Origin of the sequence: Bradyrhizobium sp. 138 (genome assembly GCF_023074075.1) — a bacterium.
Lineage (GTDB): Bacteria > Pseudomonadota > Alphaproteobacteria > Rhizobiales > Xanthobacteraceae > Bradyrhizobium.
On sequence record NZ_JADPKT010000003.1, the window covers coordinates 481,797 to 497,936 of the forward strand.

Here is a 16,140-nt window from a genome sequence, read left to right on the forward strand (position 1 = left end):
AGAGAGTTCGCATGTCTCCTGATCTTCTCAAGCTCATCTTCGGCCGGCTCGGCTTCGAATCGCTGCCGCTGCACGAGCCGATCGTCGTCGGCACCTTCGCGGTGGTCGCGCTCGGCGGCGCCGCGCTGCTCGGCGGTCTCACCTATTTCCGTCTCTGGGGCTACCTCTGGCGCGAGTGGTTCACCACCGTCGACCACAAGCGCATCGGCATCATGTACATGATCCTCGGCATCGTGATGCTGCTGCGCGGCTTTGCCGACGCGCTGATGATGCGCGGCCAGCAGATGCTGGCGTTCAATGGCTCCGAAGGCTATCTCAACGCCCACCACTACGACCAGGTCTTCACCGCCCACGGCGTGATCATGATCTTCTTCGTGGCGATGCCGCTGGTCACCGGCCTGATGAACTACGTCGTGCCGCTGCAGATCGGCGCGCGCGACGTGTCGTTCCCGTTCCTGAACAATTTCAGCTTCTGGATGACGGTTGGCGGCGCGGTGCTGGTGATGGCCTCGCTGTTCATCGGCGAGTTCGCCCGCACCGGCTGGCTGGCTTATCCGCCGCTGTCGAACATCGGCTACAGTCCCGATGTCGGCGTCGACTATTACATCTGGGCACTGCAGGTCGCAGGCGTCGGCACGACACTATCCGGCATCAACCTGATCTGCACCATCGTCAAGCTGCGCTGCCCCGGCATGACCATGATGAAGATGCCGGTGTTCACCTGGACCTCGCTCTGCACCAACGTGCTGATCGTCGCCTCCTTCCCGGTCCTGACCGTCGTGCTCGCGCTGCTGTCGCTCGACCGCTATGTCGGCACCAACTTCTTCACGAACGATTTCGGCGGCAGCCCGATGATGTACGTGAACCTGATCTGGATCTGGGGCCATCCCGAAGTCTACATCCTGGTCCTCCCGGCCTTCGGCATCTTCTCTGAGGTGACCTCGACCTTCTCCGGCAAGCGGCTGTTCGGCTACACCTCGATGGTCTACGCCACCGTCGTCATCACCATCCTGTCGTACCTGGTCTGGCTGCATCACTTCTTCACGATGGGTTCGGGCGCCAGCGTCAACTCGTTCTTCGGCATCACCACGATGATCATCTCGATCCCGACGGGCGCGAAGATGTTCAACTGGCTGTTCACGATGTATCGCGGCCGTATCCGCTACGAGCTGCCGATGATGTGGACCATCGCCTTCATGCTGACCTTCGTGATCGGCGGCATGACCGGCGTGCTGCTGGCGGTGCCACCGGCCGACTTCGTGCTGCACAACAGCCTGTTCCTGATCGCGCACTTCCACAACGTGATCATCGGCGGCGTGGTGTTCGGCGCGTTCGCCGGCATCACCTACTGGTTTCCGAAGGCGTTCGGCTTCAAGCTCGATCCGTTCTGGGGCAAGATGTCGTTCTGGTTCTGGGTCACCGGCTTCTACCTCGCCTTCATGCCGCTCTACGTGCTCGGCCTGATGGGCGTGACTCGCCGCCTGCGCGTGTTCGACGATCCGTCCCTGCAGATCTGGTTCGTCATCGCCGCGATCGGCGCCGGCCTCGTCTTCCTCGGCATTCTCAGCATGCTGGTGCAGTTCGCGGTCAGCTTCCTCAGGCGCGAGCAGCTCAAGGACGTCACCGGCGATCCCTGGGATGCGCGCACGCTGGAATGGGCGACCTCCTCGCCGCCGCCGGACTACAACTTCGCCTTCACCCCCGTCGTTCACGACAATGACGCGTGGTGGGACATGAAGCGCCGGGGCTACCAGCGTCCGCTCACCGGGTTCAGGCCGATCCACATGCCCAGCAGCACCGGCACCGGCATCATCCTCGCCGGCCTCGCCACCGCGATGGGATTTGGCCTGATCTGGTACATCTGGTGGCTGGCGGCGTTGAGCTTCATCGCGATGCTCGCCGTCGGCATCGGTCACACCTTCAACTATCACCGCGACTTCGACATTCCGGCTGAAGACGTCATCCGGACCGAGGACGCGCGCACCAAGCTGCTCGCCGGAGCCAAGTAAATGACTGTTGCCGTCAATCCCTCCCAAACCGGCGAGCCGGTCTTCTACCTCGCCGACGAACACCCGCATCCGGAAGGCTGGAGCACCTCGCTCGGCTTCTGGATCTACCTGATGAGCGACTGCCTCATCTTCGCGATCCTGTTCGCCACCTTCGGCGTGCTCGGCGGCAATTACGCCGCCGGCCCGGCGCCGAAGGACCTGTTCGACCTCAATTTGGTCGCGGTGAACACCTCGATGCTGCTGCTGTCGTCGATCACCTACGGCTTCGCCATGCTGACGATGCAGCAGAACAAGATCGCGCAGACGCAAGTCTGGCTGGCGATCACCGGCCTGTTCGGCCTCGCCTTCATCGGCATCGAGCTCACCGAGTTCGCCCACATGATCCATGAGGGCGCGACGCCCCAGCGCAGCGCCTTCCTGTCTGCCTTCTTCACCCTGGTCGGCACCCACGGCCTGCACGTCTCCTGCGGCCTGATCTGGCTGGTGACGCTGATGGTGCAGGTCCAGAAGTTCGGCCTGATCGAGGCCAACCGCCGCCGTCTGATGTGCCTGTCGATGTTCTGGCACTTCCTCGACGTGGTCTGGATCGGCGTCTTCACCTTCGTCTATCTTCTGGGAGTTCTGCGATGAACACCGATACCCACGCCGCCAACGCGGACGACCACCACCACGAAGGCGGCCATGCCCACGGCACGTTCTCGAGCTATGTGCTCGGCTTCGTGCTCTCGGTCGTGCTCACCGCGATCCCGTTCTGGCTGGTGATGAGCGGCGCGCTGCCGAGCAAGCAGATCACCGCACTCGTCATCATGGCCTTCGCGGTCGTGCAGATCGTCGTGCACATGATCTACTTCCTGCACATGAACACGACGTCCGAGAACGGCTGGAGCATGATGGCCCTGATCTTCACCATCGTCATGGTGGTGATCGCGCTGTCGGGTTCGCTGTGGGTGATGAGCCATCTCAACAGCAACATGATGCCGATGCATCAGATGAGCGGAATGAAGTGAGCGAGGTGAGGACCGTGACGAGCAAGGCAAAAGGGATGCGTGGCCATGCTGCGCGCCCTTCCCTGTGGCTCACGGCCCTCTCGCTCATGGCCTTTGTGACCCTGATCGCGCTCGGCATCTGGCAGATCGAGCGGCGCGCCTGGAAGCTGGCGCTGATCGACCGGGTCGAGCAACGCGTTCATGCCCCGGCGGCGCCGATCCCCTCGCCCGCTTCGTGGTCCGCGGTCTCCGCCGCAAACGACGAATACAGGCATGTCAGCGTCGCCGGCCGCTTCCTGCATGATCGCGAGACGCTGGTTCAGGCCGTCACCGAGGAAGGCCCGGGCTATTGGGTGCTGACGCCGCTTCTGCGCGACGACGGCACGCAAATCCTGGTCAACCGCGGCTTCGTGCCGTCGGAGCGGCGCGAGGCATCGACGCGCAAGGACAGCAATCCGGATGGCCCGATCGAGATCACCGGCCTGCTCCGCATGACCGAGCCCAAAGGCGGGTTCCTCCGAAACAACGTGCCCCAGCACAACCGCTGGTACTCGCGGGATGTCGCAGGGATCGCGGCGGCCCGCGGTCTCCACGATGTCGCGCCCTTCTTCGTCGATGCCGGCGCCGGATCACAAATTGCCGGCGGTCCGATCGGCGGATTGACCGTGATCCGCTTTCCCAATAACCACCTGATCTACGCGCTGACGTGGTTTGCCCTGGCCTTCATGCTGGCCGGCAGGCTTTTCGTCACATTCGGCGGCGGGCTGTTCCGCCGCAAGAGAGCCTTGAAGGGCTTCGTCCACGAACCGGCCGGCGGCTTAGGTGCCACCGCGCACAGGACGGGATCAGATGCTGGAACGATCGTCGAACAGGCCTGACGACGGGAAGACGCTTTCCCAAACAATTGCGCATGGCGGGCTGGCCGTCACGCTGCAATCGCAGGCAGATGCGCGCAGCGAGCTGATCGGTGCTGCGCCGACCGACGACGAGACCAATCGCAAGAACATGGCGCTGCTGATCCAGCTGCGCTGGACCGCGGTGGTCGGCCAGATCGTGACCATCGGCGGCGTGCATTTTGGTCTCGGCATTCCCCTGCCGCTGGAGCGGATGGGCGCGGTGATCGGCGCGCTGGTGCTGCTCAACGTCTCCAGCCTGATCTGGGTGCGCCATCGCGCCGCGATCACCAACAACGAGCTGCTGGTCGCCCTGATGCTTGATGTCGCCGCGCTGACCGCGCAGCTTTATCTCAGCGGCGGTGCCACCAACCCCTTCACCTCGCTGTTCCTGCTGCAGGTGACGCTCGGCGCGGTGCTGCTCGATGCCCGCTCGACCTGGTCGCTGGTCGCGCTGACCTGCGCAAGCTTTGTCTGGCTGACGCTGGCATACCGCCCGCTCGACCTGCCGCCCAACCCGTTGAGCGAGACTTACACGCTCACGGTCGCCGGCATGCTGCTGGGCTTCGTGCTCAATGCCGTGCTGCTGGTCGTGTTCGTCACCCGCATCAATCGAAATCTGCGCGAGCGCGACGCACATCTGGCGGCATTCCGCCAGCATGCCGCCGAGCAGGACCACATCGTGCGCATGGGTCTGCTCGCCTCCGGCGCAGCGCATGAACTCGGCACGCCGCTGGCCTCGCTCTCGGTCATCCTCAGCGACTGGCGCCGCATGCCGGATCTTGCCGGCGATCAGGAGCTCGCCGAGGACCTCGCGGAGATGGAGACCTCGCTGCAACGCTGCAAGTCGATCGTGACCGGCATCCTGGTCTCGGCAGGCGAAGCGCGCGGCGAAGGCTCCTCGCCGACGACGGTAACGGCGTTCATGACCGCGCTGGTGGAAGAGTGGCGCAACGCGCGCTCGGCGCGGACGCTTTACTTCGTCAACACGTTCGGGACGGACGTAGCGATCGTCTCCGACATCGCGCTGAAGCAGGTGATCTTCAACGTGCTCGACAATGCCTATGAGGTCTCGCGCGACTGGGTCGAGCTCGTGGCCGAGCGCGAGGGCGACAACCTCGTGCTGTCGATCAGCGATCGCGGCCCGGGCTTTGCGCCGGAGATGCTGGCGCAGCTCGGAAAGCCCTATCAGTCGAGCAAGGGCCGCGCCGGCGGCGGGCTCGGACTGTTCCTGGTGGTGAACGTGGTGCGCAAGCTGGGCGGCAGCGTCACCGCCGAGAACCACAGAAAGCGGGGCGCCACCGTGCGCCTGACGCTGCCGCTCGCAACGCTGGCGATCGGAGGGAATTTTGACGCCTGACCGTTCGCTCATCGTCGTCGAGGACGATGCCGGCTTTGCGCGCACGCTGAAGCGCTCGTTCGAGCGCCGCGACTATGATGTCGTGCTGGCCGCCTCGATCGAAGAGGTGCGCCAGGTGCTGGAGGAGCGCTCGTTCAGCCATGCCGTGGTCGACCTCAAGCTCGGCGGCGCCTCGGGCCTCGCCTGCGTCGAGCTCTTGCACACCCATGACCCCGATATGCTGATCGTGGTGCTGACAGGCTTTGCCAGCATTGCCACCGCCGTCGAGGCGATCAAGCTGGGCGCCTGCCATTATCTGGCAAAACCCTCGAACACCGACGACATCGAAGCCGCCTTCACCAAGGCCGAGGGGAATACCGAGGTCGCGCTGGATGCGCGGCCGACCTCGATCAAGACGCTGGAATGGGAGCGCATCCACCAGACCCTGATCGAGACCGAGTTCAACATCTCGGAGGCGGCCCGCCGGCTTGGCATGCACCGCAGGACGCTGGCGAGGAAGCTCGAGAAGCGGCCCGTGAAGTAGGAGGAGCGCATCGAGGCTCCTCCTTGTTCCCTATTTGCCGAACCGCGCAATCAATTCGGCCAGCGCGACCTGGCCTTGGCACGATCCCGTTCCCGGATCGGAGCCGCCGTCCTCCAGAGCGGCGGCGTAGAGGACCGCGGGATCGGCTTCGAGGCGCGCTCGCAACGCCGCCAGCTTCGGCCAGCGGCTCCTCTCCGCAACCGCGTGGAAGTCGAGCCAGCGCGCGACGCCGACAAGCAAGGCATCGGCAAGGGTCGGCCGGTCCCCGAGCAGGAATTCCCGCGATTCGATCATCCCTTCGAGCTTGTCATGACGCTCGATGACCCTTGCGGTGCCAAAGGCGCGCAGGACCGACTTCGTGGCGGACTCCATGGCTTCGGCTTCCATTGCGGCCCACAGCGGTGCGAAGGCGGCGGTGAAACCGGTATTCACGAACGCCATGAGCTGATGCATGCGATCGGCTTGCCGCGATAAGGGATCGAAGCTGATCCGCCGCTCGATATCCCTGGCCTCTAACCAGCCCGCGATCGCCATCGTTTCCGTCAGCAGCTCGCCCTGCTCGGTGATGAACACTGGCGTCTCATGCCGCGGATTGATGCGGGCGTATGACGGGCCTCGCATCTCGCCCATCATGTCGACCCGACACAGCCGATATGGCTTACCCAGCCATTCGAGAGCCGCAACGAGCCCCATGGAGCTTCCCTTCGGGAAGCCGTAGAGTAGAATTGGGTCCATGATCCATTCTCCGTGATTTCTGATGATCACGCTGCGCAGCGGTGATGCGACCCTAGTCGCTCGTCGCATCAAGTAAATTACGAACTTTTTTGTAACCTGGAGGCGCCGATGAAGGATCTCGTGTCGAGATGTCCTATCGAGGAAGTGATGCAGATTCTGAGCGGTCGCTGGCCGACGCTGCTGATCTATTATTTGAAGCAGGGCACCAAGCGCTTCAGCGACTTGCGCCGGGACAATCCGACCATCTCGCACAGAATGCTCGCACTCGAGCTTCGCAAGCTGGAGGACGCCGGCATCATAAGCCGCACTGAATTCGGCGGATACCCGCTGCGCGTGGAGTACGATCTGACGCCCGCCGGTCACGCGGTCGTTCCATTGATCGACGCCTTGGGAAACTGGTGGACGTCGGTTGCAGCGGCGGCTGACGGAGAAAGCCGTCGGGATGAAATCGGCGTCTCGGCAAGGACGCAGCGGACTTGAAGCGAAGGCCCAAACGAGGAGACTGCCGTGACAATGCTCGTCGAGCGCCTCAACCTGCCTGCTGCGCTTTCGCCCGCGCCGAGCAAGCGTGACGCCGAAACAGTCCAGTTCGCTCAGGCTGCGCTGACATCCGCCAAGCGGGAAGGCCTGCAACTCGCGGTCCGGGCGCGCTATGTCGCCCTTCTCGTCATTGGCTGCCTGCTGCTGGTGATCAACCCGGCCTGGGAGCAGCTCTATTACGTGGCGCTGCTCGGCCTGTTCGCACTGATCGGCTGGGCCCAGGCCAGGGTTGGGCGGGTGGGCGTGTCACGGTCCGAATTGGCGCTCCTGTTCTGCGATCTGGCGTTGCTCACCCTCCTCATCGTGGTCCCTAATCCATTCGGGACGACGCACTGGCCGGTCGCGATGCAGTACCATTTCGGTAACTTCATCTATTTCTTCGTACTGCTCGCAGGCGCCACACTGGCCTATTCCTGGCGGACCGTGATTGCGGTCGGGGCGTGGACCGCCGCACTCTGGCTGGTCGGCATGGCCTGGGTGTGGTGGCAACCCGATCGCGATCCGGGGCTGACGGCCCGCATTGCCGCCGCAGTCGGCGACGATCACCGCTTGTTCGCAATGATCTCGCCCAGTGCGATCGGATTCCACCTTCGCACCCAGGAAATCGTCGTATTCATGATCGTGGCCATGACGTTGGCGCTCGCGGTCCGGCGCAGCAATGACCTGCTGGTCCGACATGCCGCGGTGGAGCGCGAACGCGGCAATCTGGCACGCTACTTCTCGCCCAATGTCGTCGCGGAATTGTCGAAGCAGGACGAGCCCCTGAGGCAGGTGCGCACGCAACACGCTGCGGTGCTGTTCGTCGACATCGTCGGCTTCACGGCCTTTGCCGATGCGCGCACGCCGCAGGAGGTGGTGCGGACCTTGCGTGAATTCCACGGGCTGATGGAGCAGGAGGTTTTCCGCCACAGCGGCACGCTCGACAAATATCTCGGTGACGGATTGATGGCGACGTTCGGCACTCCCTTTGCCGGCGCGCACGATGCCAGCAACGCGCTGCGGTGTGCCCAGGCCATGATCGGCGCGGCGAACAGTTGGAACGGGCGACGAACGGCATTGGGAGAGTCGCCGCTGCGTGTGAGTTTTGGCTTGCATTATGGGCCGGTGGTGCTCGGCGATATCGGGCAGACCTGTCTAGAATTTGCCGTGATCGGTGCCACCGTCAACGCGGCGAGCCGTCTCGAGGCGTTGACCCGCACGCTCGACTGCGCGCTGGTGGCAAGCGACGATCTCATCAGCCGCGCGAAGGCCGAGCTTGGCAGCGCAGCCGAAGCATTTCAGCCACTGATGGCGCAGGAGCCACAGGCGGTCCGTGGGATCCAGCGTCCGATCGGAATATGGACTCAGGCCCGCGGCTTGTAGCATGCCGATCGTGCTCGACGCCGCTGTCACGAACCCAAACAAAAAGCCCGGCCGAACGGCCGGGCTTTTGATCTGTTGGAATCGAAGCGAGAGACGCTTACGCGGCCTCGTCGGCGACGGTGGTGTCGTCACCATCGGTATCGTCGCTATCGCCCTCGGCATCCGCTTCGCCCTCGGCGGCTTCCGCCTTGGCGTTGCGGCGCGGGCTCTTGGCGAGCTGGGCCTCGATCTCCTTGACCGCTTCGGTCTCGGTCGAGTGCTGCACCACCGCGATCTCACGGGAGAGGCGATCGAGCGCCGCTTCATAGAGCTGGCGTTCGCTGTAGGACTGCTCCGGCTGCGACTCCGAGCGGTAGAGGTCGCGCACGACTTCCGCGATCGCGACGATGTCGCCCGAATTGATCTTCGCTTCGTATTCCTGGGCGCGGCGCGACCACATGGTGCGCTTGACGCGGGCGCGGCCCTTGAGCGTCTCCAGCGCCTTCTTCACCAGCGTCGGGTCCGACAGCTTGCGCATGCCGACATTGGCGACCTTGGCGGTCGGCACGCGCAGCGTCATCTTGTCCTTGATGAAGTTGATGACGAACAGCTCAAGCTTCGCACCGGCGATCTCCTGCTCCTCGATGGCCAGGATCTGGCCGACGCCGTGAGCGGGATAGACGACGAATTCGTTGGCCTTGAAGCCCTGACGCTGGGTCACGACCTTCTTTTCCTCGACCTTCGGCGCAGCAGCGGGCTTCGCGGCCGGCTTCGCAGCAGCGACAGGAGCCTTGGCAGGAGCAGCAGCAACGGCAGCCTTCGGCGCGGCGGGCTTGGCAGCGGAGGCCTTGGCTGCGGGAGCCTTGGCAGTCACAGGCTTGGCAGTCACAGGCTTGGCAGCAGGCTTAGCAGCGGTCGCTTTCGCGGCCGGTTTGGCAGTCTTGTTAGGCATTGCGCTTCTTTTGTTCTTCGAGGATTTTGCAGCCGGCGCCTTCGTCGCGGTCCGACCCTTGGATGCGCTACGGCTGGCCGCGGCGACTTTTTTGGCCTCCTTATGGGAAGCCCTCGCTGAAGTACTCTTTTTACGCGTTTTCTGTGACACAGCCTGCGCGCGGAAACTGCCACGCCCCTGTTCGACATTTGGTTTCACGGGAACCCAGAGGGGCCAACGGGGCTGACGGGGTTCGGCTTAATGTGCCCAATATAGCACATTTCCCGCAAAAATCAATGATTTAGGGGTCTTCAGGGCTGGTTTTCGGCGGCAGCGCCGCTATTAGGGTTAAGTTTGGGCCCGATTTAGTCGCCGGAGCCGGGGTTCGGAGAAAAATATTTCTCGAACTTGCCTTCCATGCCGTCGAATTCCTTGGCGTCGGCAGGTGATTCTTTCTTCTGGGTGATGTTCGGCCAGCTCTTGGCGTAGTCGGCGTTGACCTCGAGCCACTTTTCCAGGCCCGGTTCCGTGTCCGGCTTGATGGCGTCGGCGGGGCATTCCGGCTCGCACACGCCGCAATCGATGCACTCGTCGGGGTGGATGACGAGCATGTTGTCACCCTCGTAGAAACAGTCGACCGGGCAGACCTCGACGCAGTCGGTGTACTTGCACTTGATGCAGTTTTCAGTGACGACGTAAGTCATCCAACGCTCCGAAAAGCTCTTTTAAAAGTCGCGGCTTGCGTAGCGCGGATGGCCCGGCGCCGCAAGGTCGGCAAGGCCCGATCATGACACTTGTGTGCGCTTGATCGTCCAAGAAATGAATACGTTGCGCAATTAATTGCGCACGCCGAGCTCCTCGTAGAGCACCCGCGCCGAGGCGGCATCGCCGCGGCGTTCGTTGAAGCCCGTGACTTTCAAGACGCGCACGGTGCGGTCGAGCGCGATGGTGAGCACGTCGCCGATCTTGACCGCATGCCCCGGCGAGGTCTCGCGTGCGCCGTTGATGCGGACGTGGCCCGTGGCGACGAGCTCGGCCGCGGAGGTGCGCGCCTTCACCACCCGCGCGTGCCACAGCCATTTGTCGAGGCGCTGCCGCTCGGTCGTGGGATCACTCCTTCCGACCGGACAATTGCTCTTTCAGCGCGGCGAGTTTTGCGAAGGGCGAGTTCGGATCGGCTGGACGATCGCGCTCGCGCGGGTTCGCGCTCGAGGCGTAGGGGCGCAGCGACGGACCGGACTCGCGATCTCGGCGGTCGCGGCCCTTGTCACGATCGCGGCCGCGGTTGTCACGGCCCTTGTCGCGATCTCCGCCAAATTTACCCTTGTCGCGATCGCGGCCCTTGTTGTCGCGGTCCTTGCCCTCGAAGCGGCGGTTCTTGTCGTCGCGCCCCTCGGGACGCGGCGCGCCCTCGCCACCTTCGCGCGGCTTGCGGAAGTCTCGGCCGCCGTCCCTGCGATGACCACCGCCGTGACGATGACGCTCGTTGCGCTTCTCGCCGTCGGCGGCTTGCGCGGCCCCGCCTTCCGCGGGTGCAGCTCCAGCCTCGGCGCCGGCCTGCGGACGCTGATGGTGGTGACGCTGATGGCGATGGCGCTCGTGGCGCGGCTTGCGGTCCTCGTGACGGCCGCCGGGACGCCAGACCTCGATCAGCTCGGGCGCAGCGGGCGCAGCCGCGGCTTCAGGCGCGGCAGCGTCGGCCGATGCGGCGGCTTCCGTTGCCACGGTCTCGGCGGCAGCAGCTTCGAGGCCGCCAGCCTCCGGGGACGCAGCGGCCTCTTCGGCCGGCGGCGCAATGCCGGGCGCGTCTTCAGGCGTGACGGGAACCTCGGGGGAAGCTTCCAGCGCGGGCTCTGCTTGCGCGGCCTCGTCCTGCTGCTCCATGCCGGGGGCGTCTTCGACGGTGACGGCTTCCGCGGCGGCTGCGGTGGATGCCTCCTCGGGCAGGCCCGCGACGGCCTCCGCAGCGGTCTCGCTCGAGGTCTCGGCGCTGCCCTCAGTGGGCGGCGTCTCTGCGGCGACCGTTTCAGTTACAACCTGCTCAGTCACGACAGGCTTTTGCGGCAGCGGCGGGCGCTTCTCCATGCGATAGCCGAGGGCACGGAGGACCGACGCAAAATCCTCGCCGGCGGAGCCTGTGAGCGAGGTCATCGCCTGCGTCACCACGAAGCTGCGGCCGTCGAAGGCGCCGGCGGGCTTTTCGCCGGACGCGTTCTCGCGCCAGGCCAGCGCCGGGCGGATCAGATCGGCAAGGCGCTCCAGAATGTCGACGCGCACGGCGCGCTCGCCGGCCTGCTTGTAGCCGAGCACGCGATAGGCATCGCGCGGCAGCGCCTTGTCGACCGGGAACGAGGTGCGGCCCGAAGATGCCAGATGCTGCGCGCCCGACAGCGAGGACAGATCGACATTGTCCTGCTTCAGCGCCCAGAGCAGCGCTGCGAGCGCGCGTGCGGCGGGCTTGAGCAGGCCGGGGAAATAGATGTGATAGGCGCCGAAACGGACGCCGTATTTGCGCAAGACCGCGCGCGAGGGCTGGTCGAGATCCTTCAGCTCGCCGGCGATTCTGGGACGCTCGAGCACGCCGAGCGCCTCGACCAGCTGATAGGCGATGCCGCGGGCGATGCCGGTGACATCCTCGGCCTTGGACAGCTCGAACATCGGCCCGAGCAGTTTTTCGATATGCGTCTTGAGCCAGAGTTCGAGCCGGGCCTGCACCTTGTCGCGAGGACCGCCGGTCAGGCGCTCGTCGGAGATGATGCGGATGCGCGGATGCAGCGCGTCCTCTGCGGCAGACAGCCGCGCCACGGCATCGCCGGTCCAGCGGATGGTGCCTTCCGAGGTCAGCACGAACTGGTCATCAGGCGCATTGCCGAGCCGTTCGGCGCGCGTGTTGATCTCGCCGGCGAGCACCGCTTGCGCTGCAGCCTGCAAGGCTTTCGCATCGGAGCCCGCTTCCGCAGCGTCCGGTGCAAAGGTGAAGCCGTCGAGGCGGCCGATGACATGGCCTTCGACGATGACTTCGCCGGTCTTGCCGATTTCAGTATTCAAGCTCGTGTTCTCCCGCAGGCGGCGCATCAATACACTGGTCCGGCGATCAACGAAACGCTCAGTCAAGCGTTCATGGAGCGCATCCGATAATTTATTTTCGACCTCCCGCGTCACCCCCTGCCAGCGTTCGGGGTCTTTCAGCCAGTCCGGGCGGTTGGCGACGAAGGTCCAGGTGCGGATCTGCGCGATCCGGGCCGACAGCGTGTCGATATCGCCGTCGATGCGGTCGGCCTGGGTGACCTGGGCTTCGAACCAGGCATCGGGGACGCAGCCCTTCTGCATCAGGAAGCCGTAAAGCGTCGTCACCAGCTCGGCATGGGCGGCCGGCGACAGTTTTCGGTAGTCCGGGACCTGGCAGGCCTCCCACAGCCGTTCCACCGCCTCTTTGCCATGCGCGATATCGCGCACCTCGACGTCGCGGGCGGCGTGGTCGAGCACGCGCATGTCCTCGGCGATCGGCGCGCGCGTCAGCGCCTCGTGGCCGGGGGCGAGGTTCAGCGAGACCTGCAGCGCGCCGAGCGAGGCGAAATCCAGCTTCGCGTTCCGCCATTGCAGCATCTTCACGGCATCGAAGGTGTGGTTCTGCAGCGCGTTGACGAGCTCGGGCTCGAACGGGGCGCAGCGGCCGGTGGTGCCGAAGGTGCCGTTGCGCGTGGCGCGGCCGGCGCGGCCCGCGATCTGCGCGAATTCGGACGGCGTCAGGCGGCGGAACTGATAGCCGTCGAACTTGCGGTCGGAGGCAAACGCGACGTGATCGACGTCGAGATTGAGGCCCATGCCGACGGCATCGGTGGCGACGAGATAATCGACGTCGCCGTTCTGGAACATCGCCACCTGCGCGTTGCGCGTGCGCGGTGACAGCGAGCCCAGCACCACGGCGGCGCCGCCGTGCTGGCGGCGGATCAGCTCGGCGATGGCGTAGACTTCATCGGCCGAGAACGCGACGATGGCGGTGCGGCGCGGCTGGCGCGTGATCTTGCGGTCGCCGGCAAATTCCAGCTGCGACAGGCGCGGCCGCGTGATCATGGAGACGCCGGGCAACAGGCGCTCGATGATCGGGCGCATGGTGGCAGCGCCCAGCAGCAGCGTCTCGTCGCGGCCGCGGCGGTTGAGGATGCGATCGGTGAAGACATGGCCGCGTTCGAGATCGCCGGCGATCTGGACTTCGTCGACGGCGAGGAAGGAGAGATCGAGGTCGCGCGGCATCGCCTCGACGGTCGAGACCCAATAGCGCGGGCTCCTCGGCTTGATCTTCTCCTCGCCGGTGACGAGCGCGACCGCCTCGGCTCCGACCCTTGCTGCGATCTTGTTGTAGACCTCGCGCGCCAAGAGGCGCAGCGGCAGCCCGATCATGCCCGAGGGATGCGCGAGCATCCGCTCGATGGCGAGATGGGTCTTGCCGGTGTTGGTCGGCCCGAGCACCGCAGTGACGCCGGCGCCAGGCACTCGATCGTGCAGGGCGCGCTCGGAGGCGAAGGGGGAGGAGGAAAAGGCCATGTCTGGGGGATTAGGTAATGGCGATTTGGGCGAATGTCAGTGCCGGATTGAGGCGGGGGCGCTTGTTGCTCCTCATCCTGAGGAGCGCGTCAGCGCGTCTCGAAGGATGAAGGCCCGGCTGGTGCCGCCGGGCAAACGGCCGCTTGCGCGGCCTCCTCAGGGTGAGGGGCACACCGAAGGTGCGGCCGCACCCTCCCCAAATCCCGCGCAACTGTCTCACTTTGCGACGCTTTTCCTGCCCGTCTTAAACTTCGGAACGACTCTAGAACGAATCGCGGCCGAATCGCTGACTCCAGATTGAGTCTCGTTCCGTTCACGCAATATGTCGCGGGAGTCCTGTCGGCGGCAACTAGATGGAGTTTTGGGCTGCCGCACAAGTGACGTTTCGATGGCGCAAAGCCTTAAGTTGGGGACGGCGCGGAGTCGAATCAGAATCGGGGCGGAGTCAAATGGATTCCCGGGCAGGCGGGCCCCCCAACTCATTTTTCGCGAAAACAACCCCATGCACAGTAGGGATGTGGTTGAAATAGCGAAGTATTTCATTCGCGCCCGGAAGCCAGACCGTAGCCCGTATAGAGCGGAGCGGAATACGGGGAGCCGCGGGCGAGAATCCCGGATTGCGCTACGCTCCATCCGGGCTACGACGCGCCGCTACCGCCCTACTGCGTCTTCGCCACCCTTGGCGGCTGGGGCGTGGTGATGAAGCTGGTCGCTTCCAGCATGGCAGGTCCGAGCGGCGTCGGCACCTTCAGCCAGAACGGGACCAGGATGCGGGTGCCCGCCACCGGCGCGAACGCGATCTCGATGTTGCGCTGGGCGGCGAGGTATTTGATCACGGGGCGGTCGGGGATGTAGCCCGCCACAGGTACGAAATAGAGCGCGCAGACCACGACCGGGCCCTTGTAGCCCTTCTCCGCCTTCACGGTCTCCATGCGCTTGAAATCGAGCTTGAGATCGTAGCGCATGCGGCCATCGAACACGGGCGCCGCGCTGTGGCAGGCTTCAGGCGAAACGGGATCGCCGGTGCCGGGCACGCGCAGCATCGAGGCCGTCATGGGGTCCCAGACGCCGCGGCGATGCGCGTCGGTGACGACGATACGATCAGGGTCGACCGGCGGCTCCGGCAGAATGGCAAAATCCTTCACATTGCCCTTGTCGAGCGTGATGCGGATCTCTTCGGTCTTCTTCTGGGTGGTGGTGGAGGCCTGGTAGCCGGTCGCAACCAGCGCGCCGCCGACGACGCGGCCCTGTGAAGCGCCGGTGCCGGACCCGCCCGTGAACGACTTTAGAAGCCCCGAGGTGCCGCCCGCGGCCGCCGCCGAGAACACGTCGTCCTGGATGTCGATGTTCCAGCCGCCCTTGCCGACGGGAATGCCCGCCAGCGAGGCCTCATATTGCGCTTCGAGCTTGCCCTGCGCGGCCGCCGGCGCCGCGCTCCACGCCAACGCCAGCCCGCAAAACGCCGCCAGCCAGCCGGCCAAGCGCGGGCGGACTGAGCGCTGTTTTGGCGCAGAAAAGGGCGTTATGAGCACGAAACATTCCAATCGGGGCGCGATGGCTGTTACTTAAGCCAAAAACCGCGGCAAACAATGTGTCCGGGCACCTGAAGCCGGGAACTCCACCGGACTCTTCAAGCGCGAATACGCCCTTTATGTGATGGTAAGGCGCGACAAACATTGCCGTTTTGGTGATTGGAAGGGTGCCGCGGGCTGCAAGCCTCGCCTGCCCTTCGCTGTCATGCCCCGGCTTGCCGCCTTCACTCAAGCTCTGGCGCGCCAAGCAACTCAACGGCCTCGAATCCGCGCCCAAAACCTTGACGCAAGGCCCCTTCCCCCCTATACGTCCGCCCGCTCCCTGCAAGGACAGAGAATTCGCCCCCGTGGCGCCCAGAATGGCGGCCGCAAATCGTTGGGGGTTTAGGATAAGGATTGATGCCATGTCTCGCCGCTGCGAACTGACGGCCAAGGGCCCCCTCGTCGGCCACAAGGTCAGCCACTCCAACATCAAGACCAAGCGCCGCTTCCTGCCGAACCTCGTCAACGTGACGTTCATCTCGGAAGCCCTCGAGCGCAACGTGCGCCTGCGCGTCTCCACCAACGCGGTGAAGAGCGTCGACCACAATGGCGGCTTGGACGCCTTCCTGCTCAAGGCCAACGCCGACGCGCTGTCGCCGCGCGCCCTCGAGCTGAAGCGCGCCATCCAGAAGAAGGTCGGCCCGTCGACCGCGCCGGCGAAGAAGGCCAGCTAAGAAGTTTTACCATTAGGGCGGGGGCTAAG

Annotated in this window: 14 protein-coding genes and 1 pseudogene; 9 read left to right on the forward strand and 6 right to left on the reverse strand. The window is 64.8% G+C overall.

Translation table 11 applies throughout. The features are described 5' to 3' along the window. Positions 1 to 11 precede the first annotated feature (11 nt). From cyoB to IVA79_RS03280, 6 genes are read left to right on the forward strand one after another with little or no spacing between them, the layout of a single operon-like run. Entirely contained in the window at positions 12 to 2,009 is a 1,998-nt protein-coding gene (gene cyoB / locus IVA79_RS03255) for a cytochrome o ubiquinol oxidase subunit I (RefSeq protein WP_247550331.1), read from the forward strand. Next, complete coding sequence (gene cyoC, locus IVA79_RS03260) at positions 2,010 to 2,639, forward strand: cytochrome o ubiquinol oxidase subunit III (RefSeq protein ID WP_247550332.1); 630 nt, start codon at positions 2,010 to 2,012, stop codon at positions 2,637 to 2,639. After that, positions 2,636 to 3,016, forward strand: a complete 381-nt coding sequence (gene cyoD / locus IVA79_RS03265) for a cytochrome o ubiquinol oxidase subunit IV (RefSeq protein WP_247550333.1) — start codon at positions 2,636 to 2,638, stop codon at positions 3,014 to 3,016. Before cyoC ends, cyoD begins: the two co-directional genes overlap by 4 nt. Then, positions 3,013 to 3,873, forward strand: a complete 861-nt coding sequence (locus IVA79_RS03270) for an SURF1 family protein (protein WP_247550334.1) — start codon at positions 3,013 to 3,015, stop codon at positions 3,871 to 3,873. The genes cyoD and IVA79_RS03270 overlap by 4 nt, the downstream gene beginning before the upstream one ends. After that, positions 3,845 to 5,248 (forward strand): ATP-binding protein, encoded by a 1,404-nt coding sequence (locus IVA79_RS03275; protein ID WP_247550335.1) that lies wholly within the window; start codon positions 3,845 to 3,847, stop codon positions 5,246 to 5,248. The genes IVA79_RS03270 and IVA79_RS03275 overlap by 29 nt, the downstream gene beginning before the upstream one ends. Beyond that, entirely contained in the window at positions 5,238 to 5,771 is a 534-nt protein-coding gene (locus tag IVA79_RS03280; RefSeq protein ID WP_247550336.1) for a response regulator transcription factor, read from the forward strand. Before IVA79_RS03275 ends, IVA79_RS03280 begins: the two co-directional genes overlap by 11 nt. 30 nt (positions 5,772 to 5,801) lie before the next feature. Here IVA79_RS03280 and IVA79_RS03285 read toward each other — a convergent pair whose 3' ends face one another. Beyond that, complete coding sequence (locus tag IVA79_RS03285) at positions 5,802 to 6,575, reverse strand: glutathione S-transferase family protein (RefSeq protein ID WP_346658139.1); 774 nt, start codon at positions 6,573 to 6,575, stop codon at positions 5,802 to 5,804. A gap of 39 nt (positions 6,576 to 6,614) precedes the next feature. Here IVA79_RS03285 and IVA79_RS03290 point away from each other — a divergent pair, with 39 nt between their 5' ends. After that, positions 6,615 to 6,986 (forward strand): helix-turn-helix domain-containing protein, encoded by a 372-nt coding sequence (locus IVA79_RS03290; protein WP_247550338.1) that lies wholly within the window; start codon positions 6,615 to 6,617, stop codon positions 6,984 to 6,986. 33 nt (positions 6,987 to 7,019) lie between these two features. Continuing rightward, positions 7,020 to 8,408 carry an adenylate/guanylate cyclase domain-containing protein gene (locus IVA79_RS03295; RefSeq protein ID WP_247550339.1) on the forward strand — a complete coding sequence of 463 codons (1,389 nt, stop codon included), beginning with the start codon at positions 7,020 to 7,022 and terminating at the stop codon, positions 8,406 to 8,408. Positions 8,409 to 8,505: 97 nt separating this feature from the next. Here IVA79_RS03295 and IVA79_RS03300 read toward each other — a convergent pair whose 3' ends face one another. The 5 genes and pseudogenes from IVA79_RS03300 to IVA79_RS03320 form a co-directional block, all read right to left on the reverse strand. After that, positions 8,506 to 9,339: a CarD family transcriptional regulator gene (locus IVA79_RS03300; protein WP_247550340.1), complete on the reverse strand. Its 834-nt coding sequence runs from the start codon at positions 9,337 to 9,339 to the stop codon at positions 8,506 to 8,508. 344 nt (positions 9,340 to 9,683) lie between these two features. Continuing rightward, the gene (gene fdxA / locus IVA79_RS03305; RefSeq protein WP_247550341.1) at positions 9,684 to 10,022 is read right to left on the reverse strand and encodes a ferredoxin FdxA; all 339 of its coding nucleotides are present in this window, start codon (positions 10,020 to 10,022) and stop codon (positions 9,684 to 9,686) included. Between the two features lie 132 nt (positions 10,023 to 10,154). Then, positions 10,155 to 10,418 (reverse strand): annotated as a pseudogene (locus IVA79_RS03310) (RNA-binding S4 domain-containing protein); the annotation flags it as partial. 10 nt (positions 10,419 to 10,428) lie between these two features. Next, positions 10,429 to 13,863, reverse strand: a complete 3,435-nt coding sequence (locus IVA79_RS03315; protein ID WP_247550342.1) for a helicase-related protein — start codon at positions 13,861 to 13,863, stop codon at positions 10,429 to 10,431. A gap of 659 nt (positions 13,864 to 14,522) precedes the next feature. After that, positions 14,523 to 15,332 carry a DUF3108 domain-containing protein gene (locus tag IVA79_RS03320; protein WP_247550562.1) on the reverse strand — a complete coding sequence of 270 codons (810 nt, stop codon included), beginning with the start codon at positions 15,330 to 15,332 and terminating at the stop codon, positions 14,523 to 14,525. Positions 15,333 to 15,799: 467 nt separating this feature from the next. Between IVA79_RS03320 and rpmB the strand changes: the two genes are divergently transcribed. Next, a complete protein-coding gene (rpmB, locus tag IVA79_RS03325; RefSeq protein ID WP_247550343.1) occupies positions 15,800 to 16,111 on the forward strand; it encodes a 50S ribosomal protein L28 in 312 nt (103 codons plus the stop codon). The last annotated feature ends 29 nt before the right edge of the window (positions 16,112 to 16,140 follow it).

Bases quoted from the DNA above. Each gene is read 5' to 3' on its own strand.
- cyoB (WP_247550331.1), top strand. From the start codon at position 12: ATGTCTCCTGATCTTCTCAAGCTCATCTTCGGCCGGCTCGGCTTCGAA.
- cyoC (WP_247550332.1), top strand. From the start codon at position 2,010: ATGACTGTTGCCGTCAATCCCTCCCAAACCGGCGAGCCGGTCTTCTAC.
- cyoD (WP_247550333.1), top strand. From the start codon at position 2,636: ATGAACACCGATACCCACGCCGCCAACGCGGACGACCACCACCACGAA.
- IVA79_RS03275 (WP_247550335.1), top strand. From the start codon at position 3,845: ATGCTGGAACGATCGTCGAACAGGCCTGACGACGGGAAGACGCTTTCC.
- IVA79_RS03285 (WP_346658139.1), bottom strand. From the start codon at position 6,575: ATGCGACGAGCGACTAGGGTCGCATCACCGCTGCGCAGCGTGATCATC.
- IVA79_RS03290 (WP_247550338.1), top strand. From the start codon at position 6,615: ATGAAGGATCTCGTGTCGAGATGTCCTATCGAGGAAGTGATGCAGATT.
- IVA79_RS03295 (WP_247550339.1), top strand. From the start codon at position 7,020: ATGCTCGTCGAGCGCCTCAACCTGCCTGCTGCGCTTTCGCCCGCGCCG.
- IVA79_RS03300 (WP_247550340.1), bottom strand. From the start codon at position 9,339: ATGCCTAACAAGACTGCCAAACCGGCCGCGAAAGCGACCGCTGCTAAG.
- fdxA (WP_247550341.1), bottom strand. From the start codon at position 10,022: ATGACTTACGTCGTCACTGAAAACTGCATCAAGTGCAAGTACACCGAC.
- IVA79_RS03315 (WP_247550342.1), bottom strand. From the start codon at position 13,863: ATGGCCTTTTCCTCCTCCCCCTTCGCCTCCGAGCGCGCCCTGCACGAT.
- rpmB (WP_247550343.1), top strand. From the start codon at position 15,800: ATGTCTCGCCGCTGCGAACTGACGGCCAAGGGCCCCCTCGTCGGCCAC.